This window comes from Microbacterium sp. (genome assembly GCF_047602155.1).
GTDB lineage: Bacteria > Actinomycetota > Actinomycetes > Actinomycetales > Microbacteriaceae > Microbacterium.
The window spans coordinates 909,999-931,778 of sequence record NZ_JASGHZ010000001.1; the positions used below are offsets into that span (position 1 = coordinate 909,999).

15 protein-coding genes and 1 pseudogene are annotated in these 21,780 nt (G+C 71.3%); 8 read left to right on the forward strand and 8 right to left on the reverse strand.

From position 1 onward, the window contains the following. Positions 1–10: 10 nt before the first annotated feature. Positions 11–850 (forward strand): exodeoxyribonuclease III, encoded by an 840-nt coding sequence (locus tag QM720_RS04310; protein ID WP_415124925.1) that lies wholly within the window; start codon positions 11–13, stop codon positions 848–850. A gap of 37 nt (positions 851–887) precedes the next feature. Here QM720_RS04310 and QM720_RS04315 read toward each other — a convergent pair whose 3' ends face one another. After that, entirely contained in the window at positions 888–2,576 is a 1,689-nt protein-coding gene (locus QM720_RS04315) for a glycoside hydrolase family 3 protein (protein ID WP_415124926.1), read from the reverse strand. 156 nt (positions 2,577–2,732) lie between these two features. Next, positions 2,733–4,115 carry a hypothetical protein gene (locus tag QM720_RS04320; protein WP_415124927.1) on the reverse strand — a complete coding sequence of 461 codons (1,383 nt, stop codon included), beginning with the start codon at positions 4,113–4,115 and terminating at the stop codon, positions 2,733–2,735. A gap of 153 nt (positions 4,116–4,268) precedes the next feature. On the opposite strand from QM720_RS04320, the gene QM720_RS04325 reads away from it, so the two are divergent. From QM720_RS04325 to QM720_RS04345, 5 genes and pseudogenes are all read left to right on the forward strand, one after another. Further along, positions 4,269–5,516 (forward strand): sensor histidine kinase, encoded by a 1,248-nt coding sequence (locus QM720_RS04325; protein ID WP_415124928.1) that lies wholly within the window; start codon positions 4,269–4,271, stop codon positions 5,514–5,516. Next, a complete protein-coding gene (locus QM720_RS04330) occupies positions 5,513–6,280 on the forward strand; it encodes a response regulator (protein ID WP_415124929.1) in 768 nt (255 codons plus the stop codon). The genes QM720_RS04325 and QM720_RS04330 overlap by 4 nt, the downstream gene beginning before the upstream one ends. Before the next feature lie 626 nt (positions 6,281–6,906). Further along, positions 6,907–7,791, forward strand: coding sequence for an ABC transporter ATP-binding protein (locus QM720_RS04335; RefSeq protein ID WP_415124930.1), 885 nt, complete (start codon positions 6,907–6,909; stop codon positions 7,789–7,791). After that, positions 7,788–8,864: pseudogene (locus QM720_RS04340) on the forward strand (ABC transporter permease); the annotation flags it as partial. The gene QM720_RS04335 and the pseudogene QM720_RS04340, both read left to right, overlap by 4 nt. Positions 8,865–9,087: 223 nt before the next feature. After that, positions 9,088–9,660, forward strand: coding sequence for a nitroreductase family protein (locus QM720_RS04345; RefSeq protein ID WP_415124931.1), 573 nt, complete (start codon positions 9,088–9,090; stop codon positions 9,658–9,660). A gap of 66 nt (positions 9,661–9,726) precedes the next feature. Here QM720_RS04345 and proC read toward each other — a convergent pair whose 3' ends face one another. Further along, a complete protein-coding gene (gene proC, locus QM720_RS04350; RefSeq protein WP_415124932.1) occupies positions 9,727–10,560 on the reverse strand; it encodes a pyrroline-5-carboxylate reductase in 834 nt (277 codons plus the stop codon). 1 nt (position 10,561) lies between these two features. Further along, on the reverse strand, positions 10,562–14,014 hold the full coding sequence (locus QM720_RS04355; RefSeq protein WP_415124933.1) for a proline dehydrogenase family protein: 3,453 nt from the start codon (positions 14,012–14,014) through the stop codon (positions 10,562–10,564). Positions 14,015–14,150: 136 nt separating this feature from the next. Here QM720_RS04355 and QM720_RS04360 point away from each other — a divergent pair, with 136 nt between their 5' ends. Both QM720_RS04360 and QM720_RS04365 read left to right on the forward strand, forming a co-directional pair. Next, positions 14,151–15,062 (forward strand): LysR family transcriptional regulator, encoded by a 912-nt coding sequence (locus tag QM720_RS04360; RefSeq protein WP_415124934.1) that lies wholly within the window; start codon positions 14,151–14,153, stop codon positions 15,060–15,062. A 44-nt stretch (positions 15,063–15,106) separates the two neighbouring features. Next, the gene (locus QM720_RS04365; protein WP_415124935.1) at positions 15,107–17,425 is read left to right on the forward strand and encodes an excinuclease ABC subunit UvrA; all 2,319 of its coding nucleotides are present in this window, start codon (positions 15,107–15,109) and stop codon (positions 17,423–17,425) included. A 115-nt stretch (positions 17,426–17,540) separates the two neighbouring features. On the opposite strand, the gene QM720_RS04370 is transcribed toward QM720_RS04365, so the two are convergent. From QM720_RS04370 to QM720_RS04385, 4 genes are read right to left on the reverse strand one after another with little or no spacing between them, the layout of a single operon-like run. After that, positions 17,541–17,996 (reverse strand): PhzA/PhzB family protein, encoded by a 456-nt coding sequence (locus QM720_RS04370; protein WP_415124936.1) that lies wholly within the window; start codon positions 17,994–17,996, stop codon positions 17,541–17,543. A gap of 38 nt (positions 17,997–18,034) precedes the next feature. After that, complete coding sequence (locus tag QM720_RS04375; protein WP_415124937.1) at positions 18,035–19,132, reverse strand: hypothetical protein; 1,098 nt, start codon at positions 19,130–19,132, stop codon at positions 18,035–18,037. A gap of 17 nt (positions 19,133–19,149) precedes the next feature. Then, positions 19,150–20,253: a hypothetical protein gene (locus QM720_RS04380; protein WP_415124938.1), complete on the reverse strand. Its 1,104-nt coding sequence runs from the start codon at positions 20,251–20,253 to the stop codon at positions 19,150–19,152. Then, positions 20,246–21,778 (reverse strand): aldehyde dehydrogenase family protein, encoded by a 1,533-nt coding sequence (locus tag QM720_RS04385; RefSeq protein ID WP_415124939.1) that lies wholly within the window; start codon positions 21,776–21,778, stop codon positions 20,246–20,248. Before QM720_RS04385 ends, QM720_RS04380 begins: the two co-directional genes overlap by 8 nt. Between the last annotated feature and the right edge of the window lie 2 nt (positions 21,779–21,780).

Here is a 21,780-nt window from a genome sequence, read left to right on the forward strand (position 1 = left end):
CGCTGGAGGCATGCGTGTGGCCACCTGGAACGTCAACTCGATCCGCGCCCGCGTCGTCCGCACCGTCGAGTTCGCCGTGCGCGAGAACATCGACGTGCTGGCGATGCAGGAGATCAAGTGCAAGCCCGAGCAGTTTCCCTACGCCGAGTTCGAGGCCGCGGGCTACACGGTCGAGGCGCACGGGCTGAACCAGTGGAACGGCGTCGCGATCGCCACCCGTGAGCCGATCGACGACCTGAGGGTCGCGTTCCCCGGCATGCCCGGCTTCGCCAAGGGCTACGACGGCCCGGATGCCCCGCAGGAGGCGCGCGCCATGGGCGCCACGATCGGCGGCGTCGAGGTGTGGAGCCTGTACGTCCCCAACGGCCGCGCGCTCGACGACCCGCACTACCGGTACAAGCTCGACTGGCTCGAGGCGCTGCGCGGGTACACCGCCGACGCGCTGCGCGCGAACCCGGACCTCGCGCTCGCCCTCACCGGCGACTTCAACATCGCCCCGACCGACGCCGACAACGGCGATCCCACCGTCATCGAGGGCGTCACGACCCACGTCTCGCCGCCCGAGCGCGCCGCCTTCCAGGCGCTGCTGGATGCCGGGCTGCACGACACCGTGCGCCCCCTCATCCCCACCGGCTACACCTACTGGGACTACAAGCAGCTGCGCTTCCCGCGCAACGAGGGCCTGCGCATCGACTTCATCCTCGGCTCGCACGCGTTCGCCGACGCGGTCGTGGATGCCGGCATCCATCGCGACGAGCGCAAGGGCGAGATCCCCAGCGATCACGTGCCCGTCGTCGTCGATCTCGACCTCAGCGGCCCGGACGACGACGACCGCCCGATGATTTGGTGACGAGGGATCTGGTAGCGAGGGATCTGGCGCCGACCGTCTACAGCGCCGCGTCCCAGTGCCCGCTGAACGGGTCCGACGGCGCGACGCCGCGCGCCTCGGCCTCGCCGAAGAGCACCGCGAGCGCGGCATCCACCGTCGAGGTCGTCGGCGTGTAGCCGTTGATCGCGGAGCGCACCATCGGCAGGTCCTGCAGCAGGTACGGGTCGGCGATCGACACGAGCACGGTCGGCAGCGTCGCGACGTGCCGCGGGCCGTCGGGACCCTGCGGCGGCGACCACTGCACGCGCAGGCCGTTCGTGTTGCCCGCGAAGCGCTGGTCGGCGAAGTAGAGGCACACGTCGTAGCGCTCGTGCAGCTTCTCCGCGCCCGGCACCGTGGCCTCGGCGTTCGGGATCTGCACCACGTCGACCTCGAGCCCGCGCGCACGCAGCCCGTCGACGAACCGCGGCGCGAACGCCGGGCTCGGGTCGTAGAAGGTCGGCCTGTCGCCGATGACGTACACGAGCGCCCGCAGACCGGGGGCCGCGGCCAGCGGCAGGATGCCGGTCGTGTTCTTCGTGACGGTGATGGATGCCGCCGCCAGCTCGTCGCGCCAGCGCCCCTCTTCGACGGGGTCGGGCTTGTCGGCATCCGATCGATCGGTCGTGCGGTGCAGTCCGATCGACGCCTTGGTCGCGAGCACGCGCCGCACGGCGTCGTCGAGGCGGTCCAGGGGCAGCGCGTCGGTGCCGGCCGCCGCGAGGATGGCACGGTAGTCGCCCTCCTGGTCGAGGTTCGCGAGGACCATGTCGTTGCCGGCCCACAGCGCGCGGGGCAGCGCCTGGGCGCGCGGCATGACGGTCGTGAAGCCGGCCATGCCGGTGTTGTCGGTGACGATCAGGCCGTTGAATCCGAGCCGCTCGCGCAGCACCCCCTGCAGCAGCTCGGGCGCGAGCGAGGCGGGCAGGATGTCCCTGTCGGCGATGCCCGGCACGAGCGCACGCGACAGTGCGCGCTGACGGATGTGGCCGACCATGATCGTGCGGGTGCCGGCGGCGATGGCCTCGCGGTAGACGTGGCCGTACTGGGCATCCCATTCGGCCTCGTCGAGGTCGTTGCAGCTCGTGACGAGGTGCTGGTCGCGGCTGTCGACGCCGTCGCCGGGGAAGTGCTTCGCGCTCGTCGCGATGCCGCGCCCCTCGAGCTCGCGGATGTAGGCCGCGCCGAGCGCGCCCACCAGCTCCGGGTCGCGCCCGAACGAGCGCGTGTTGGTGATGGGGTTCGCGGTCTCGATCGACAGGTCGATCACCGGCGCGAACGCCCAGTTGACGCCGGCGGCGTCGCCGGCGCGCGCGCAGTGGATCGCGAGACGCCGCGCGTTCTCGGGGTCGCCGGTCGCGCCGACCTGCATCGGATGCGCGAACGCCTCGGTGCCGGCGAGGAAGTTGACGGTGCCCGATTCGAGGTTGCCCGGGATCAGCAGCGGCACGCCCCACGCCGTCTGCAGCAGCGCCGCGTCGCGGGCGGAGGCCTCGGGGGTGCGCATCGTGATCATGGCGCCGCCGGGCTCGATGCCGCGCTCGTTCAGCCAGTCGATCCACGCCGGCACGTCCTGCGCCAGCAGGTACAGGCAGAGGGTCTGGCCGACCTTCTGCTCGAGCGTCAGGGATGCCAGGGTGTCCTCCACCCACGCGACGGCCTCGTCGTCGAGGCCGAAGGGGGCGGCATGCAGGTCGATCGCGGTCATGGCACCACATTGACACAAATCGGCATCCCTCCCCCTCCTCCGGCGCCCCTCTCCTCCGGCGAGAAACCATATTCTGCGTGAGAAACCACTTCAGCATTGGTTTCTCGAGCGCAATGTGGTTTCTCACGCGGGGGATGCCGCGACCGCGCGGCGACGCTACGGGGCGACGACGACGGGGTCGGGGCGGGCGGCGAGGGCATCGAGCGCCGGCGACGCCGGCGCCGGCACGAGACGCCACAGCGCGACGAGGCTCCAGCCGAACAGGCCCACGACCATGGCGTTGCGGGCGAGCAGCACCGCCGCCGCGAACGGCTGCGCCTCGATCAGCTGCAGGTAGAACACCGGGAAGACGAGGGTCGTGGTCAGGCACACCGCCGCCATCCAGCCGGCCGCGCGCGTCCAGGCGCGGCGTTCGACGAGGAGCCCGACCGTGACGATGGGGGCGAGCCACAGCATGTACTGGGGCGAGCCGACCTTGTTGAAGACGATCAGCGCCGCCGCCATCGCGAAGGCGCCGCGAACGATGAGGCGCTGCTCGAGCTCGGCCCGCGCGACGGCGCCGAGGCCGACCTCCGCAGCGGCGATCAGGCGGCGACGGGCACGCCACAGCAGGACGACGGCCACGGCGAAGGCGACGGGCATCGCCCAGCCGACCAGCACCCCCGCCGCCTGCGCGCCGGGCCCCGCGACCTCCCGCGTCGCGAGCACGTAGTTCTGCCGGATCTCGGCTCCCGGCATCCCGAGCACGGTCGCCCACACCCACGGCGTCGCGACCGGCGCCTCGAGCTGCAGGGCGCGGTCGCCCTGGATCGTCGCGAAGCTGAACAGGTTCTCGGCGCCGCCGAATGCCGCCACCAGCCCCGCCACGACGGCGCTGACGGCGAGGCCGCCGGCGACGATCCGGGCGCGCAGCGACGACGCCGTCACGGCGGCGGCAGCCAACGCCACCGGCCACACCTTGATCCAGGCGGCCGCGGCGATCAGCGCCCCCGACACGAACGGGCGCCGCACGATCCACACGAGCGCCGCGATGGCCAGCGGGGCGGCGAATCCCTCGAGGCGCAGCATCGCGACCGGGGCCAGCAGCAGCTGCACGGCGAGCCAGTACCAGGCCGCGCGGTAGCCCGTGCGGCGGCGCAGGCCCGACGTCAGCACGAACACGGCGAACAGATTGACGCCGACCATCAGAGCGAACCAGACGAGCTGGTAGTTCCACGGCCCGGCGGAGATCGCCGCCATGATCGGCGCGAGCGCGCCCGCCGGGTACACCCACGGCATGTCGATCACGGGCCAGCGCCCGTGCATCGCCTCCTCGGCCCAGAGCCGGTACAGCGGCAGGTCGCCCTCGGTGCCGCCCGACACGATGACGTGCATGAGCCCGAGCAGGTACACGAAGTGCATCGCGGCGAAGCCGGCGAGCAGGCCGCGCCGCGTCAGACCCCAACGGAGGATGCGCCGGCGGATCGCCTGCCGGCGCCGCCAGAGGGCGGTGAACCTGAGACGCGCGCCCACGGCGCGAGAGCCCGAGATGCTCGTCACTCGTGCGAGTGTAGGGATCGGACGTTGCGGGCGGGTGTGCGTGGGGTGTCCATCTGCTATCAGTTCACTGTGCGCCGTGGCGCGATCTCCCCCCGCCCCGATCTCCGCCATGCGAGGGATGCCGGCATCCTGCCACCGCCGTACGTTGGAGGCATGAGCCGCACGCCGCCGCACCGCCGCGCGACCGCCACCGAGCTGCGCCACGATCTCTGGCTGGCCGGCGCCCTGCTCGTCGCCGCCGTGCTGAGCACCGCGCTCGGGCAGGTCGCCGGGGTCTACAACGGCGACGGACCGGACCCGGCGTGGGGCCTGGTCTACGCCGTCGCGCTCACGGCGCCGCTGGCGGTGCGGCGCCGGCATCCGGAGCTCGCGCTCGTCGCGATCGCGCTCGTCTTCTTCGCCGGCGTCTCGTTCCGGGTGCCCGACCTGTACGTCGGCAACATCGCCCTGTTCATCGGGATGTACACGGTCGGCGCCTGGGTCGACGACCGGCGGCGCGCCGCCGGGGTGCGGCTGCTGGTCATCGCCGGGATGTTCGTGTGGCTGCTGATCGTGACGTTCCAGGCGGCGACGGCCGACGATGACGACGGACTGTCGCGGGCGGGCCTGTTCTCGCCGTTCGCGGCGTTCATCCTGCTGCAGTTCCTCATCAACGCGGCCTACTTCGGCGGGGCGTACTTCTTCGGCGAGCGCGCCTACGCCGACGCCCTCGCGCGCGCGTCGCTGCAGGAGCGCACCGCCGAGCTGGAGCGCGAGCGCGAGCTGTCGGCGGCGCAGGCCGTCGCCCTCGACCGCGTGCGCATCGCGCGCGAACTGCACGACGTCGTCGCGCACCATGTGTCGGCGATGGGCGTGCAGGCCGGCGCCGCGCGGACGGTGCTCGATCACGATCCGGATGCCGCGCGCACCGCCCTGACCGGGGTCGAATCGTCGGCCCGCGATGCGCTGACCGAGCTGCGGCAGCTGCTCGAGACGCTGCGCACCGCCGACGGCGAGACGCCCGGCGCGTCGATGCTGACCCTCGGCGCCCTCGGCGAGCTCGTCGCGCACGCGCGCGAGAACGGCCTGCCGACGACCTTCACCGTCGTCGGCGACCCCGTCGACGCGACCGAGCTGGTGCAGGTGAACCTGTACCGCATCGCGCAGGAGGCGCTCACCAACGCGCGCCGCCACGGCGGCTCGGATGCCGCGGCCGACGTGCGACTGCGCTACGACGCCGACGCCATCGAACTGGAGGTCAGCAGCACGGGCCGCTCCGGCGGCGTGACCGGACGGCCGGGGCTGGGCCTCGTCGGCATGCGCGAGCGGGCGACGGCCTCGGGCGGAACGCTGGATGCCGGGCCGCGCCCGCGCGGCGGATTCCTCGTGCGGGCGCGCATCCCCGTCGGAGCGACGTCGTGAGCGGGCCGTCGATCCGGGTGCTGCTGGCCGACGACCATGCGATCATGCGTGCCGGATTCCGCATGATCCTCGAGGCGGCGGGCGACATCGAGGTCGTCGGCGAGGCCGCGACGGGACTGGACGCGGTGGCGGCGGCATCAACGGTCCGTCCCGATGTGATCTGCATGGACGTGCAGATGCCGGGCATCGACGGGCTGGAGGCGACGCGGCGGATCGTGGCCGATCCGGGCGTGGGCGCCGCCGTCGTGATCGTGACGACCTTCGACCGCGACGACTATCTGTTCCAGGCGCTGCAGGCGGGCGCCAGCGGATTCCTGCTGAAAAACGCCGGCCCGGAGGAGCTGGTGACGGCGGTGCGGGTCGCCGCGGCGGGCGACGCCCTGCTCGCGCCGGCGGTCACCCGGCGGGTGATCGAGCGGTTCGCCGCCGCCTCGGCCGTCGGAGCGAGGGATGCCGGCCCGGCCGCGGGGGCGACGGATGCCGCCCCGGCAGTCGGGGCGACGGATGCCGGCGCGGCCGCGGGGGCGACGCCTCGGCAGGCGCAGGGGCCGATGGGCGCGCCGGCCATCGCGGTCGACCTCACCGAGCGCGAGGCCGAGGTGCTGCGACTGCTCGCCCAGGCGCTGAGCAACGCCGAGATCGCCGCCGCGCTGTTCATCGGCGAGGCGACCGTCAAGACGCACGTGTCGAACGTGCTGCAGAAGCTCGGCGCCCGCGACCGCGTGCAGGCCGTCGTCTACGCCCACCGCCACGGTCTCACCTGATCGCCGACCTGGCAGCATCCGGGCCCACACCATGGCCTTGAGCCCGAAACGTGACAAGTCCGCCGACGCCAGGATGCGACGCCTGCACAAACCTGGCAGCATCCGGGCCCACACCGTGACGTTGAGCCCGAAACCCGACAAGTCCGCCGACGCCGGGATGCCGCACCCGCACAAACCTGGCAGCATCCGGGCCCAACCCCGGCGTTGAGCCCGAAACCTGACAAGTCCGCCGACGCCGGAATGCGACGCCGGCGCGGCCTCACCTGATCGCCGACCTGGCAACATCCGGGCCCACCCCGTGGCGTTGAGCCCGAAACGTGACAAGTCCGCCAACGCCGGGATGCGGCACCCGCACGAACCTGGCAGCATCCGGGCCCACGCCGTGGTGTTCAGCCCGAAACGTGACAAGTCCGCCGACGCCGGGATGCGACGCCGGCGCGGCCTCACCTGAGCGCCGACCTGGCAACATCCGGGCCCAACCCCGGTATTCAGCCCGAAACGTGACAAGTCCGCCAACGCCGGCGGCACGACGCCCCCACGATCCGCCGCGCGAGGGGGACACGGATGCCGACGAAATCCGCCGCGCGAGGGAGGATGCGCCGGCGACCGCCCCGTAGCGTGGACACATGCTGCACCTACAGGGAGTGTCCAAGAGCTACGGCACGCACCGCGTGCTCGACGATGTCGGATTCACCGTCGCCCCCGGCCGGCTCACCGGCTTCGTCGGCGGCAACGGCGCCGGCAAAACCACGACGATGCGGATCGTCCTGGGGGTGCTCGGCCGCGACGCCGGCGAGGTCATGCTCGACGGCGCGCCGGTCACCGCCGCCGACCGGCGCCGCTTCGGATACATGCCCGAAGAGCGCGGGCTGTACCCGAAGATGAAGGTGCTCGAGCACATCGTCTACCTCGCCCGGCTGCACGGTTTCACCAAGCCCGATGCGACGGCCCGCGGGGCCGCCCTCCTCGAACGCCTCGGCCTCGGCGAGCGCGTGGGCGACAACATCGAGACGCTGTCGCTGGGCAATCAGCAGCGCGCGCAGATCGCCGCCGCGCTCGTCCACGACCCGCAGGTGCTCATCCTCGACGAGCCGTTCTCGGGCCTCGACCCGCTCGCCGTCGATGTCGTCGCCGGCGTCCTGCAGGAGCGCGCCGCCGCCGGCGTCGCGGTGCTGTTCTCCTCGCACCAGCTCGACGTCGTCGAACGGCTCTGCGACGACCTCGTGATCATCGCCGCCGGGACCATCCGCGCCGCCGGCCCGCGCGACGCGCTGTGGGCCCAGCACACGCAGCGCCGTTTCGAACTCGTCACCACGGGGGATGCCGGCTGGCTGCGCACCGAACCGGGCATCGAGGTGCTCGACTTCGCCGCCGGCTCCGCCCTCTTCGCGGCCGACAGCGACGCCGCCGCCCAGCGCGTGCTGCGCCGCGCGGTCGCCGAAGGCGAGGTCCACGGCTTCACCCCGCAGCATCCTTCGCTCGCCGAGATCTACAAGGAGGTCATCCAGTGAGCACCCCGTCGTTCACGCAGGGCGTGTGGCTCGTCGCCGAGCGCGAGATCGGCTCGAAGCTGCGCAGCAAGGCGTTCATCATCTCGTTCGCGATCCTGTTCGCCGGAGCGCTCGCGCTGGTCGTCTGGGGCGGCTTCCAGGCGAAGTCGGTCACGTCGACGCCGGTCGCCGTCACCGCCGACGCGCAGCAGTACGTGCAGGGCATCCCCGATCTGGAGATCACGCAGGTTGCCGATCGCGCCGCCGCCGCCGACCTCGTCTCATCGGGCACGGTCGACGCCGCCGTCGTGGGCGACCCCTCGTCGCCGGTCGGGTTCGTGCTCGTCGCCGAGGACACGCCGCCCTCGGCGCTGCTGATGTCGCTGGCGCAGCTGCCGCCGGTCGAGCTGCTGAGCCCCGACGCGAGCGATGCCGTCCTGCGCTACCTCGTCGCGATCGGACTGGGTCTCGTGTTCCTCCTGTCGGCGCAGACGTTCGGCTCGACGATCGCGCAGAGCGTCGTGGAGGAGAAGCAGACCCGTGTCGTCGAGCTGCTCATCTCGGCCGTCCCGGTGCGCGCGCTGCTGGCCGGAAAGGTGATCGGCAACACGATCCTCGCGATGGGTCAGATCCTCATCCTCGCCGCGATCGCCGCCGTGGGCCTCACGGTCACGGGGCAGACCGCCGTGCTGCAGGTGATCGGTGCGCCGATCGCGTGGTTCGCCGTGTTCTTCCTCTTCGGCTTCGTGCTGCTGGCGGCGCTGTTCGCCGCCGCGGCCGCGATGGTGTCGCGCATGGAAGACATCGGCTCGACCACGATGCCGCTCATCTTCCTCATCATGATCCCGTACTTCCTCGTCATCTTCTTCAACGACAACCCCGTCGTGCTCGCCGTGATGTCCTACGTGCCGTTCTCGGCGCCGGTCGGCATGCCGATGCGGCTGTTCACCGGCGATGCGCAGTGGTGGGAGCCGCTGCTGTCGCTCGGCATCCTCGCGGCCACGTGCGTCGCGGCGATCTGGGTGGGCGCGAAGATCTACGAGAACGCCCTGCTGCGGATGGGCGCCCGGGTGAAGCTGCGCGAGGCCCATCGCCGGCTGAGCGGACAGGGGCGCGCACGACGGGCGTCGCGAAAAACGGAAATGTCGCGAAAAACGGATGCTGCGGGCACCAGGCGTCCGTTTTTCGCGGTTTCTCCGTTTTTCGCGACGACGGGGCAGGAAGCGGCGGGAACAGATGCGGGACGTGCGCCGTTGCACTCACCGGGCCGATGGCGCCCCGCATCCGCCCGCATCCGCCCCGCTGTCAGGAGCATCCATGACCCCCTCCCCGGCCGTCACCGACGCCCCCATCCTCGACGTGCTCGCCGAGCGCTGGAGCACCCGCATCTTCGACCCGAACACGCCGATCGACGAGGCCGCGCTCGCCAGCGCGCTCGAGGCCGCCCGCTGGGCGCCGTCCGCCAGCAACACGCAGCCGTGGCGCTTCGTCGTCGCCCGCCGCGGCACGCCCGCGCACGCCGCGATCGTCGACGCGCTGATGGACTTCAACCGGACGTGGGCCGGCGACGCCGGTGCCTTCGTCGTGTTCGCCGCCACCGCCACGCACGACGGCAAGCCCATGCGCTGGGCGGCATATGACACCGGCCAGGCCGCCGCGTACTTCACCGTGCAGGCGCACGCCTCCGGCCTGTACACGCATCAGATGGGCGGATTCCACCGCGACGCCATCGCCGCGGCCTTCGGCTTCGGCGACGAACTCGCCGCCGTCACCGTCATGGCCGTCGGCGCGCTCGGCGACATCGCGACGGCATCCGAGGCGCTGCGCGAGCGCGAACTGACGCCCCGCACGCGCCGCCCCGTCGCGGAGTCGGTCGTCCTCGACGCGTGAGCTGCGGCATCCGGCCCGCACCCTGAAGACGCCCACCCGGGCGCGGGCCTCGCGGAACCCGCGGCCTCAGCCCGCTGCGAGTTCGCCCGCGCGCACGACGGCCGAAAGCGTCGCCGCGTCGAGGGTCGCGCCGAGGTCGGCGGCGTCGAGCACCTCCAGCGCGGCCTGCGTCGTTCCGCCCGGGCTCGTCACCTGCACGCGCAGCGCCGCGGGCGTCTCACCCGTTGCGGTCAGCAGGTCGACGGCGCCACGCACGGTCCCCTCGACGAGCAGGCGCGCCTCGTCATCGGAGAACCCGCGCGCTCGCGCCGCCTCGGTGAACCGCTCGATGAAGTGGAACACGTAGGCGGGGCCGGAGCCGGAGATGCTCGTGAGCGCGTCGATGCGGTCTTCGGCGACCACGAGGACCTCACCCACCGCCTCGAACAGGGTGCGGGCGCGGTCGAGGTCGCGCTCACCGGCGCGGCTGCCGGCCGCGATGCCGGTGACCCCCGACCGCACGCGCGCCGGCGAGTTCGGCATGACGCGCACGACCGCGACATGCGACGGCAGGTGCTCCTCCATCAGCGAGGTCGGCACGCCCGCCGCGATGCTCACGAGCGTCGTGCCCTCGTCGAGGCTGTCGGCGATCTCGACGAGCAGGTCTCTCAGCTGGTGGGGCTTGACGGCGACGATCACGATGCCTGCGCCCTCCACGGCACGGCGGTTCGCCGCGGGGTCGATGGAGCCGTCGTAGCCGACGACGTTCGGATGCCGGCTCAGTCCGGTCACGCGCTGCGACCACTGGTCGGAGATCCGGATGCCTCCGCGGATGTCGACCTGCGACTCGAGGAGACCCTGGAGGATGGAGCCTCCCATCGCACCGACGCCGAGCAGGGCGACTGCGGGCAGTGAGGTCATGTCAGATCACTCCTGTCGAGAGGGTCGTCGGGTTGCCGAACCGGTGGTTGGTGATCGAGATCGCCTGCTCGCGGAAGAACGGCAGCATCTCGATGCGGCCCGCGGCCGTGACGGCGTGGTCCCACACCGCGATGTCGGGCGAGCCGTCGGTGGCGCGGGCGAGGTCGCCCGCCGACGCACCGACCAGGCGCACGCGACGCCAGCCGGCCGGCTGCTTCGCGTACCGCTTGAGCCAGGCCGCATCGTTCTCTTCGACGACCGCGACGTGTGCGGCGCGCAACACGTCGACGACGCCGCGCGGAAGTCGCGCGGCCGAGACGGTGAACGGGCTCCGGCTTGCGATCGCCGCCGCGAGCACGCGCACGGCCTCGACCGTCGGGGCGCCCTCGGCGATGCGCACATCGACCTGGATCGGCCGGTAGCGGAAGAGGTTGCGCTCGACACCCAGCTGCGACTTGTCGGAGACGATGCCGAACTCCTCCGCCCAGGCGCGGGCATCCAGGGCTGCGGCGTTGGAGAGCCACGCCGACTCGATCGGGTCGATCGAGCTCTTGGCCGCCGACAAGAGCTCATCCACCCGCGATCCGGTGGCGACAGCGCTGTGCGGGGCGGCGACCTCAGCCGGCGCCCACGAACCGAGCCCGAACAGGTAGTTGGGGCCGCCGGCCTTGGCCCCCGCGCCCACCGCGGAGCGCTTCCAGCCGCCGAACGGTTGGCGCTGCACGATGGCACCCGTGATACCGCGGTTCACGTACAGGTTGCCCGCCTCGACGCGGTCGAGCCACGTCGCGACCTCGTCGGCGTCGAGCGAGTGAAGTCCCGCGGTCAGGCCGTAGTCGACCGCGTTCTGCAGCGCGATGGCCTCGTCGAGGTTCTTCGCGTGCATGATGCCGAGCACGGGGCCGAAGAACTCGGTCAGGTGGAAGTACGAACCCGCCTTGACGCCGGTCTTCACGCCCGGCGACCACGACGTGCCGCTGTCGTCGAGCTTGCGCGGCTTCACGAGCCATTTCTCGCCCTTCTGCAGCGTGGTGAGCGCGTCGAGCAGCTTGCCGCCGGCCGGCTCGACCACGGGCCCCATCTGGGTCGTCGGGTCGGACGGGTAGCCGACGCGCAGCGACGTGACCGCGTCGACGACCTGGCGCTCGAAGCGCTGGGACTCGGCGACCGATCCCACGAGGATCGCGAGGGATGCCGCGGAGCACTTCTGCCCGGCGTGGCCGAACGCGCTCTTGACGAGATCGGCCGCCGCCAGGTCGAGATCGGCCGAGGGCGTGATGATGATGGCGTTCTTGCCGCTGGTCTCCGCGAGCAGCGGCAGGTCGGGGCGGAACGAGCGGAACAGCTGCGCCGTCTCGTAGGCACCGGTGAGGATCACCCGGTCGACCGCGGGGTTGGACACGAGGCTCGTGCCGAGCTCGCGCCCGGCGAGGTCGACCAGCGCCAGCAGGTCGCGCGGCACCCCGGCATCCCACAGCGCCTCGACCATGACGGCGCCGCAGCGCTGCGTCAGCTTGGCGGGCTTGATGATGACGCCCGAACCGGCGGCGAGCGCGGCGAGCACACCGCCGGCGGGGATCGCGACGGGGAAGTTCCACGGCGGCGTCACGACCGTCAGCCGCGACGGCACGAAGGTCGCACCGTCGACGGTCTCGAGGTCCTTCGCCCGCTCGGCGTAGTAGTGCGCGAAGTCGACGGCCTCGCTGACCTCGGGGTCGCCCTCGGCGATGGTCTTGCCCGCCTCGTTCGCCATGACCTCGAGCAGGTCGGCGCGACGCAGCGCGAGCTGGCGGCCGGCACGGTGCAGCACGGCGGCCCGGTCGGCCGCGGGCCGGGCGGCCCACTCTTCGGCGGCGGCGAGCACGCGATCGGTCACGGCCTGCAGCTGCGCCTCGTCGGTGATGCGCGCCGCGACGATGGCGGCGACGCCCAGGTCGGTCGACACCGAGCGCTCCAGGATCGCACGGCCCCACGCACGGTTCGCCCCGACGGCGGGGTCGGTGTCGGGCTCGTTGTCGAACCCGGCCTTTTCCGGCGCGGGCGCGACGGCCTCGCCGGCGCGGTTCTGCGTGCGGTTCGGGCGCGGGTTGCCGCGCTGAGTGCGCAACGCGTCGAGCGACCGCACGAACCGGCGGTGCTCCCGCTCGAACAGCTCTTCGTTGCTCGACAGCTCGAACACGGCCGACATGAAGTTCTCCTGGCTGGCGTTCTCCTCCAGGCGTCGCACGAGGTACGCGATGGCGACGTCGAACTCGGCCGGGTTGACGACCGGCGTGTACAGCAGCAGCCGGCCGACGTCCTTGCGCACGGCCTCGGCCTGCCCGGTGGCCATGCCGAGCAGCATCTCGAACTCCACGTCGGCCGTCACCCCGCGCAGCTTCGCGGTGAGCCACGCGTGTGCGATGTCGAAGAGGTTGTGACCGGCGATGCCCAGGCGCACGGCGTTCAGGCGCTCGGGCGTCATCGACCAGTCGAGCACGCGCTTGTAGTTCGTGTCGGAGTCCTGCTTCGACGAATAGGTCGCGAGGGGCCAGCCGTGGATCGCGGCATCCACCTCTTCCATCGCGAGGTTCGCGCCCTTCACGACGCGCACCTTGATCGGCGCGCCGCCGGCGGCCCGACGGGCGGTCGCCCACTCCTGCAGGCGCTGCATGGCGCCGAGCGCGTCGGGCAGGTAGGTCTGCAGCACGATGCCGGCCTGCAGCTCCTTCAACTGGGGCTGGTCGAGCAGGGTGGTGAACACCGCGATCGTCAGGTCGAGGTCGCGGTACTCCTCCATGTCGAGATTGATGAACTTGGCCTTGCCCTTGCGCTCGGCGGCGACGGCCAGCTCGTACAGCGGCGTGAGCTTGTCGACGACGTCGGCGACGGCCTCGTCGAACGACCACATGGACAGCTGGCTCACGACGCTGGAGACCTTGATCGACACGTAGTCGACGTCGTCGCGCGCCAAGAAGTCGTAGGTGCCCTTGAGTCGTCGCCCCGCCTCGGCCTCGCCGAGCACGGCCTCGCCGAGCAGGTTGAGGTTGAGGCGGTTGCCGCCCTTGCGGGCCTTCGCGATCGCGGGGCCGAGCTTGGCCGGCGTCGCGTCGAGCACGAGGTGGCCGACCATGCTGCGCAGGGTGCGACGAGCGATCGGCACGACGATGCCGGGGATGCGCGGAGCGAACACACCGCCGACGCCGATCGCACGGCGCAGGTACCACGGCAGCAGGCGCGGGGTCGTGTCCGCGAGTTCGGCGAGCTTGCGCCCGGCGACGCTGAGGTCTTCGGGCCGCATGACGCCGTCGACGAATCCGACGGTGAACGCGAGTCCGTTCGGGTCCTTCAGCACCTCGGCCAGGCGCTGGGCCGCGGGCGCGACGGGGTAGTGCTCGCTCTCGGTGAGCCAGCGGCGGACGAGCGCGACGACCTCGGCGGTGTCGGGCGTGGCGGCGGTGGTGGCAGCTGTCATGGGAGGGCTCCTGGCGATTCGGGCACGGCGCGTCACGGCGTCGCCGTCCCCTCCATTTTCCAGAGGGAAGTATGCTCGGTCTATCAAACGATTCCATCGTGAATTGTTCAGATTTCATGACGCTTCGGAGGGGCGGATGCTCGACACCCGGCGCCTGCGCGTGCTCGTCGAACTGAGCCGGCGCGGCACGCTCACCGCCGTCGCCGACGCGCTCTCGTACAGCCGCGCCGCCGTGTCGCAGCAGCTGAGCACGCTGGAGCGCGAGGTCGGCGCACCGCTGCTGGTTCCGGCCGGGCGCGGAGTGCAGCTGACGGCGCAGGCGGAGGTGCTCGTCGCGCACGCGGTCGGCATCCTCGATGCACTCGACGCCGCCGAGGTCGCGGTCGCCCAGTCGCGCGGGGCCGTGGTCGGGACGGTGCGCGTGGCCCTGCTGCAGTCGGCGATGCACGCCCTGCTCCCCCAGACGCTCGCGCTCCTCTCCCAGGAGCACCCCGACCTGCGCGTCGAGGCGGCCGAGCACGAGCCCGAGCACGGGCTGCAGGCGGTGCTGGCCCGCGAGGTCGACCTCGCCGTCGCCGAGCAGTACCCGGGACGCGCTCGCAGGCCGCGCCTGGACCTGGATCATGTGCCCCTGGCATCCGACGCGATCTTCCTCGCCCGGCCACCGGGATCGCCGGAGTTCGCGGACGCGCGATCCACGCTGCGGTCGACGCGCACCGCGGCGTGGGTGCTGGAACCCGCCGGCACCGCAACGCGCGAGTGGGCGGAGCAGCTCTGCCGCTCGGCGGGGTTCGAGCCCGACGTGCGCTACGAGACCGCCGACCTCACCGCGCACACCCGCCTCATCGCCCACGGCAGCGCCGTCGGGCTGCTGCCCGAACTGCTGTGGTCGGGCCAGACGCCCCCCGTCGAGCTGACGCTGCTGCCCGGCGCGCCGCGCCGTGAACTGTTCTCGTCGGCGCGGCTCACCTCCGCCCCGGCGGTGCGCGCCGTGCGCGAGGCGCTGGCCCGGTCGGCAGCCGCCGCCCTCGCCGCAGAGCGGCGATAGACGCCGCCCGCCGTCGCGCGCGGGCAAAGGGCTACGGTCGTCGTATGGCCAGTTCGGAAACCATGCCGATCGTCGTCACCGGTGCCCACACGAACAATCTCCAGGGCGTCTCGCTCACCGTGCCGAAGAAGGTACTGACCGTGTTCACCGGGGTGTCGGGCTCGGGCAAGTCGTCGCTCGTGCTCGACACGATCGCCGCCGAGGCGCAGCGGCTCGTGAACGACTCGTACTCGACCTTCATCCGCGCCCGCCTTCCGCAGCTGCCGGCCCCCGAAGTCCAGGCGATGGACGGCCTCACCTTCACGGTGTTGATCGACCAGCGCCGCTTCACCGGCAACTCGCGCTCGACGGTCGCGACGGCGACCGATCTGGCTCCGCTGCTGCGGCTCGTGTTCTCGCGCATCGGCTCACCCTCGGCGGGGTACTCCCCCGCGTACTCGTTCAACGACCCCGCGGGCGCGTGTCCGACCTGCGACGGCCTCGGCACGGTGTACGACATCGACGTCGACGAGCTGATCGACCCCGAGAAGAACATCGACGAGGGTCCAGTGCGCTTCAGCATGTTCCGTCCGGGCGTGTACCGGTGGAAGCGCTTCGCCTACGCGGGTCTGTTCGACCGCTCGAAGCCGCTGAAGGACTATACGCCCGAAGAGATGGATCTCTTCCTCTACGCCGAGAAGCTGAAGTTGCCCGACCCCGACCCGCGCTTTCCGAAGAGCGCCCGCTTCGACGGCGTGGTCACGCGCATGCGCGACGTGTACTTCAAGCAGGGGCGCACGAAGCTGTCGGCGCAGGTGCAGGCCGAGCTCGACCGCGTGGTCACCCAGCACACGTGCCCCGACTGCCGCGGCGCGCGCCTGAACGCGGCGGCGCGGGCGAGCCTGATCGACGGACGCTCGATCGTCGACTGGACCGCGATGTCGGTGGCCGAGCTGCGCCGGCTGCTGGAAGACTTCGACGACGCCCGCGTGGCGCCCGCACTCCAGGGCATCCGTCGCATCCTCGACGCCCTGCTCTCGGTCGGCCTCGGCTACCTGAGCCTCGACCGCGAGTCATCGTCGCTGTCGGGCGGCGAGGCGCAGCGCGTGAAGATCGTGCGCCACCTCGGCAGCGCCCTCACCGACGTCACGTATGTGTTCGACGAGCCCAGCGCGGGTTTGCACCCGGCCGACATCCAGCGGCTGGTCGCGCTGCTGGGTCGGCTGCGCGACGCCGGCAACACGATCCTCGTCGTGGAGCACAACCCTCAGGTGATCGCGACGGCCGAGCACGTCGTCGACATCGGCCCGGGCGCCGGCGCGGCCGGCGGCCGGGTCGTGTTCGAGGGCACGCCGGCGCAACTGAAAAAGAGCGGCACCCTGACCGGTCGGCTGCTGGCCGAGCCGTTGCGCATCGCGACGACGCCGCGCACGCCGACCGGTTCGGTGTGGGTGCGGGATGCCCGTGCGCACAACCTCACCGGCTTCGACGCCGAGATCCCGCTCGGGGTGCTGACGGCCGTGACGGGGGTCGCCGGATCGGGCAAGAGCTCGTTCGCCACTGTCGAACTGCCGCGTCAGCACCGGGAGTTCACGGTCATCGGTCAGGATCCGCTGCGCGGCGGGGTCCGGTCGATGTCGCTGAGCGTGCTGGGCGTGGCCGATGCCGTGCGCGGGGTGTTCGCCGCGGCATCCGGCCTCGACCCGTCGTGGTTCAGCTTCAACGGCAAGGGCGCCTGCCCCGAGTGCAAGGGCAAGGGCCACATCACGACCGAACTGGCGTTCCTCGACGACGTGTCGACCCCGTGCGACGCGTGCGGCGGGCTGCGGTTCAATCCGACGGCGCTCTCGGTCGAACTCGAGCGCCGGTCGATCGCCGATGTGCTCGCGGCCACCCCGGAGGAGATCGAAGAGCTTTTCGCCACCCACACCGACATCACGCGCGCGATGGAGTGGATGCGGCGGACGGGACTGTCGTACATGTCCGTCGGGCGCTCGCTCGACACCCTGTCCGGTGGCGAGAAGCAGCGTCTGCTGCTCGCGCGGCACCTCAGCGACCCGAAGCGCGAGCCCACGGACCGCATCGTGCTCGACGAGCCGACGACGGGGCTGCACCCGGGCGATGTCGACACGATCAATCGACTGTTCGACGATCTGCTCGACGCGGGCGCGACGCTCGTCGTCGTGGAGCACAACCTGCGCGTCGTGGCGCGCGCCGACCGCATCGTCGACATCGGCCCCGGCGCGGGGTCGGACGGCGGTCGGCTGGTGGTCGCGGGCTCCCCCGCCGAGGTGATCGGATGCGCCCAGTCCCTGACAGGCGCGGCGCTCAACGCGGCCGCCGAGCCACGGCATCCATCGCGTGAGAAACCACATCGCGCGTGAGAAACCAGTGCTGAAGTGGTTTCTCACGCAGAATCTGGTTTCTCACGGAGCGTCACGCACTGACGAGGGCGTCAGCGACGCGCCGGGGGGACCGGGTGCCCGGTGGACTCGAGGCTCAGCGAGGCTGATTTCCCGGCGTCGGGTAGGTGAGTTCGACGCCCGACGCCGGCCACAGCCGGCCCAACTCGTCGACATGCTCCTCGAAAAGCCGGATGCGACCGGAGTCCATGAGGAATCCGTAGAGGTACGGATATGCGACAGGCGTGTGAGTGCCGTCGTCCTCGACTCTCGCCCCCGCTCCGACGGTGCGGACGATGAACCGGTTGGGATCCTCCGTCTCGTACAACTCGTAGTCGGTCGGCCCATAGTCCGGAAACACCTCGGCGGTGCGATGCGCCCACCACACGAAGTCATGGACTCCCGGCGCGGGATCCGGGCTCATCTGCACGAGCACCTTGGCTTCGGGATGGGCGAGCTCGATGCGGCGGCGGCCACGGTCGGGCCCCCACAGCGTCATGAACTCGCGCACCGTGGCAAGGTTCCGCTGCCGCAGGAGGTCATCGTGGGTCATGGTCTTCTTCCCTTCGTCATCGTTCGGATGCCCCGGCTTCACGCCGGGGGGACATAGGCGAGGCGGAAGCCCACCGCCTTCAGTCGACGGTTCCGGTCTCCCCGGCCGCTGTAATAGAACGCCCCGCCACCGGGTAGCGCGTGATGAGCGTCCGCACGGTTGAAGATCTGGTCGGGAGCAGCATTGTCGAGGAAGATGCGCCCACCGTACTTCCCCTCGTCGGCGGGAAAGAGCAGGAGCGTCTTGAGGATGTCGGGGACCACGACTCCCGGCGCCGCGGCCATCCGGTGGAAATCCCCACTCTGGCTGCCCTCATGCCGTCTGGTCACCTCGGTGGTGATCACCCACTTGCCGCCGGCACCGACGCCCCTCCAGATGACCTCCTGGTTCTCGGCGGCATCCTCCACGTATTGGACCTTGAGGGTACCGGGCGTGCCCGGGACGACGAGACTCCCGTCCTGGAGGATCGCCCGCCACTGGCGAGAGTTGGGCGCCTGGTCCGCCCCGACCGCCGCGTCGTTGTCCGGGATGACCTGGATCTCACCGTACGACGTGCGGATGCCGCCGATCATCTGCACGAGGTTGCCGCGCAGCCCCCAGATGCCTCCCGGTGTGCCGTCGTGCGTCCAGTTCAGCGGTCCCGTCCCGGTGAGCACGCGGGCGATCTTCCCCGCCTCGTCATCCACGCCGTAGTCGGCGGGGATCGCGCTGCGCACCGGCTCGAGCTCCTTGCCGAAGTGCACGTTGCCCTGGGGCACCGTGCCGTTCTTGCGGCACCACAGCAGGATGGCGGCCCATTCCGCATTCGTCATGAGATGCCATCCGGGCCCCTTGCCCTCGCATGCAGCGATGGCCTCGTCGAACGTGATCTCGCCGGCGGGGAGGCGGGCCGGCAACGAGTAGGCGAGGCCGTCCTCCATGCTCGCCTCGTACTTCGACAGGTAGATCTCCTCGACGACCCGACCGTTCACGACGAAGGCGGGGTGGATCTCATCACCGCCGCCGTCCATGACCTCGCCGATACGGAACCGGGGGATGCGCACCATGATCGACGGCTTGTCCCTCACGTCGTAGACGACGTCGTTGTTGCCGGCAAAGGTCTGCACGGCGAGCCGAAGCGCCTCTTTGCTGTCCATGGTGTTCCTCACGTTCTTCACGGTCGCTGGGATGGGTCGGGGAGGTATGCGCTGCGGAACCCGATGTTCGGGTGCTCCCGGTCGCGGTCGCCGTTGCTGCTGAAGTAGAACATCCCGGCGGTACCGGGAGAGGTGTTGTACGCCTCAGCGCGGTTGAAGATCTTCTCGGCAGCACCGGCGTTGATGAAGACCTTCCCGTCGGGGACCGCGCCGGGGGCGGGAAACAGCGCGAGCGCGACGAGCACCTCCGGGATCTCGACTCCGGGGGCTGCGGCGATCTGCGCGAACTCGCAGAAGCTGCATGCGTCGGCCTGGGGGGCGGGGTCGGTACCCACCGTCCAGACGCCACCAGCGAAGGAGTGATCGCCGTGGCCGAGGCTGCCGGCGCCACCTTCGGAGAAGACGTACCGGAGTGTTCCTGCCGTGCCGGGCGCGACCAGCCTCCCGTCGGGGAGAACGGCACGCCACGCGTCCGAGGCGGCGGCCTGGTCGACGCCGGTGGCCGCGTCGTTCCCGGGGATGACCTGGATCTCGCCGCGGACGGTGCGCACCCCGCCGACCAGCTCGCAGTCGTTGCCGCGCAGACCCCGGATCCCGCCCGAGGTGCCGTCGTGCGTCCAGCGGAGGGGCCCGGTGCCGGTCAGCGTCGGCCCGGCGCCTCCGGGGACGGGGAGTGCGCTGGCGACGCTCTCGCGGTGGTCCCTGCCCTCGTGGTCGTTGCCGTAGGGCAGCGTCCCGTTCCGCTGGCACCACAGCGCGATCGCGGCCCACTCCGCATTGGTCATCAGATGCCAACCCGGCCCCTTGCCCTCGCACGCCGCGACGGCTCCGTCGAAGGAGATCCCGCCGGCCGGAACGACAGCCGGGAGCGAGTACGCCAGACCGTCTCGCACGCAGTTCTCGTATTTCGAGATCCAGATCTCCTCGACCTCACGCCCGCCGACGACGAAGGCGGGATGGACCTCGTCGCTCCCGCCGTCGACGACCTCCGACATCCGGAACTTCGGGATCCGCACCATGACGGACGGCTCGCCCTGCACGTCGAGGACGACGACGTCGTTCGCCGCCGACGTCTGGACGGCCAGACGCAGCTCCGCGAGGGCGGACGGTGCATCAGTCATCGGACCGGTCCTCGCCGCGCGCGGCGGGCTCGGCATCCTCGACATGGATCACGACGGCCTTGGTCTCCAGGTATGCCTCGATGCCCTCGGGGCCGAGCTCGCGTCCGATGCCGCTCTGGCCGACCCCGCCGAACGGCATCGACGGATCGGTGCTGTTGTACGTGTTCACCCACACGACTCCGGCGCGCAGCTGCTTTGCCATCCGGTGCGCACGGGACAGGTCGGTCGTCCAGACCCCCGCCGCCAGCGCATACTCGGCGTCGTTGCCGATGGCCACGGCATCCGCCTCCGTGTCGAACGGGATGACGCACGCGACGGGACCGAAGATCTCCTCCCGCGCCACCCGCATCGCGTTGGACGCGTCGGCAACGATCGTGGGGCGGACGAAGTAGCCGCCGGCGGACAGCGCCGCACCGAGGTCGCGCTCCGTGGTGATGCGGGCGCCCTCCTCCTCGGCCAGGGCGACGTAGCCGCGCACCCGGTTGAGCTGATCGACGTTGACCAGCGGGCCGATCTGCGTGTCGTCCTGCAGGCTGTCGCCGACGACGAGTCCCTCGGCGCGGCGACTGAGCGCCTCGACGAGGTCGTCGTAAATCCCGCGCTGCACGAGGATGCGCGACCCGGCCGTGCAGTTCTGCCCCATGTTGCCGAAGATGCCGCGCGCGACGACCTCCGCGGCGCGGTCGAGGTCGGCGTCCTCGAAGACGATGTTCGGGCTCTTGCCGCCAAGCTCCAGCGCGATGTTCTTGAGGTTGGACTCGGCCGCCCCGCGCATCACCTGCCGGCCCACCGCCGTGCTGCCGGTGAAGGCGACCTTGTCGATCCCCGGGTGCCGCACGATCGCATCGCCGACCTCGGCTCCGAGGCCGGTGACGACGTTGACGACCCCGTCTGGCACTCCCGCCTCGCGAAGGAGATCGCACAGGTACAGCGCGCTGAGGGACGTGTACTCGGACGGTTTCAGGACCATCGTGCAGCCGGCGGCCAGCGCCGGCGCGAGCTTGTACGCGACCATCAGCAGCGGGAAGTTCCAGGGGATGATCATCCCGCAGACGCCGACCGGCTGGCGCAGCGTCATGCCGAAGGCCTGAGGGATCGTCAGGTCGCGCGTCCGGCCGGAGATCTTGGTCGTCCATCCTGCGTAGTACCGGAAGATCTCCGCGGTGCCCGGAACGTCACCCTGCCGGGTCGGCGTGATCGGCTTGCCGCTGTCCATCGACTCCAGCTGTGCGAGCCGGTCGCCATGCTCGGCGATCAGCTCGGAGATGCGCCACAGCATCCGGCCCCGCGCATCGGGGCTCGTCCGGCCCCACTCCCCGCCCAGCGCCTTGGTCGCCGCGGACACGGCGGCGTCGACATCCGCGGCGGTGCCACGGGCGATCGACGCATGCTGCCGTCCGGTGGCGGGGTCAAGCGAGGCAAGCGCCTGCGCGGCCCCGCGCTCCTGCCAGCGCCCGTCGACGTAGATCCGCGGCGGAGCGTCCAGGACGCTGCGCACTTCGGGGAACAACTCGGGCCGGGTCATCG

What these genes read in the sequence shown, in the direction of transcription:
- QM720_RS04315 (WP_415124926.1), bottom strand. Translation starts at nt 2,576, where the DNA reads ATGACCGCGATCGACCTGCATGCCGCCCCCTTCGGCCTCGACGACGAG.
- QM720_RS04375 (WP_415124937.1), bottom strand. Translation starts at nt 19,132, where the DNA reads ATGGACAGCAAAGAGGCGCTTCGGCTCGCCGTGCAGACCTTTGCCGGC.
- QM720_RS04360 (WP_415124934.1), top strand. Translation starts at nt 14,151, where the DNA reads ATGCTCGACACCCGGCGCCTGCGCGTGCTCGTCGAACTGAGCCGGCGC.
- QM720_RS04365 (WP_415124935.1), top strand. Translation starts at nt 15,107, where the DNA reads ATGGCCAGTTCGGAAACCATGCCGATCGTCGTCACCGGTGCCCACACG.
- proC (WP_415124932.1), bottom strand. Translation starts at nt 10,560, where the DNA reads ATGACCTCACTGCCCGCAGTCGCCCTGCTCGGCGTCGGTGCGATGGGA.
- QM720_RS04380 (WP_415124938.1), bottom strand. Translation starts at nt 20,253, where the DNA reads ATGACTGATGCACCGTCCGCCCTCGCGGAGCTGCGTCTGGCCGTCCAG.
- QM720_RS04310 (WP_415124925.1), top strand. Translation starts at nt 11, where the DNA reads ATGCGTGTGGCCACCTGGAACGTCAACTCGATCCGCGCCCGCGTCGTC.
- QM720_RS04325 (WP_415124928.1), top strand. Translation starts at nt 4,269, where the DNA reads ATGAGCCGCACGCCGCCGCACCGCCGCGCGACCGCCACCGAGCTGCGC.
- QM720_RS04385 (WP_415124939.1), bottom strand. Translation starts at nt 21,778, where the DNA reads ATGACCCGGCCCGAGTTGTTCCCCGAAGTGCGCAGCGTCCTGGACGCT.
- QM720_RS04345 (WP_415124931.1), top strand. Translation starts at nt 9,088, where the DNA reads ATGACCCCCTCCCCGGCCGTCACCGACGCCCCCATCCTCGACGTGCTC.
- QM720_RS04355 (WP_415124933.1), bottom strand. Translation starts at nt 14,014, where the DNA reads ATGACAGCTGCCACCACCGCCGCCACGCCCGACACCGCCGAGGTCGTC.
- QM720_RS04370 (WP_415124936.1), bottom strand. Translation starts at nt 17,996, where the DNA reads ATGACCCACGATGACCTCCTGCGGCAGCGGAACCTTGCCACGGTGCGC.
- QM720_RS04335 (WP_415124930.1), top strand. Translation starts at nt 6,907, where the DNA reads ATGCTGCACCTACAGGGAGTGTCCAAGAGCTACGGCACGCACCGCGTG.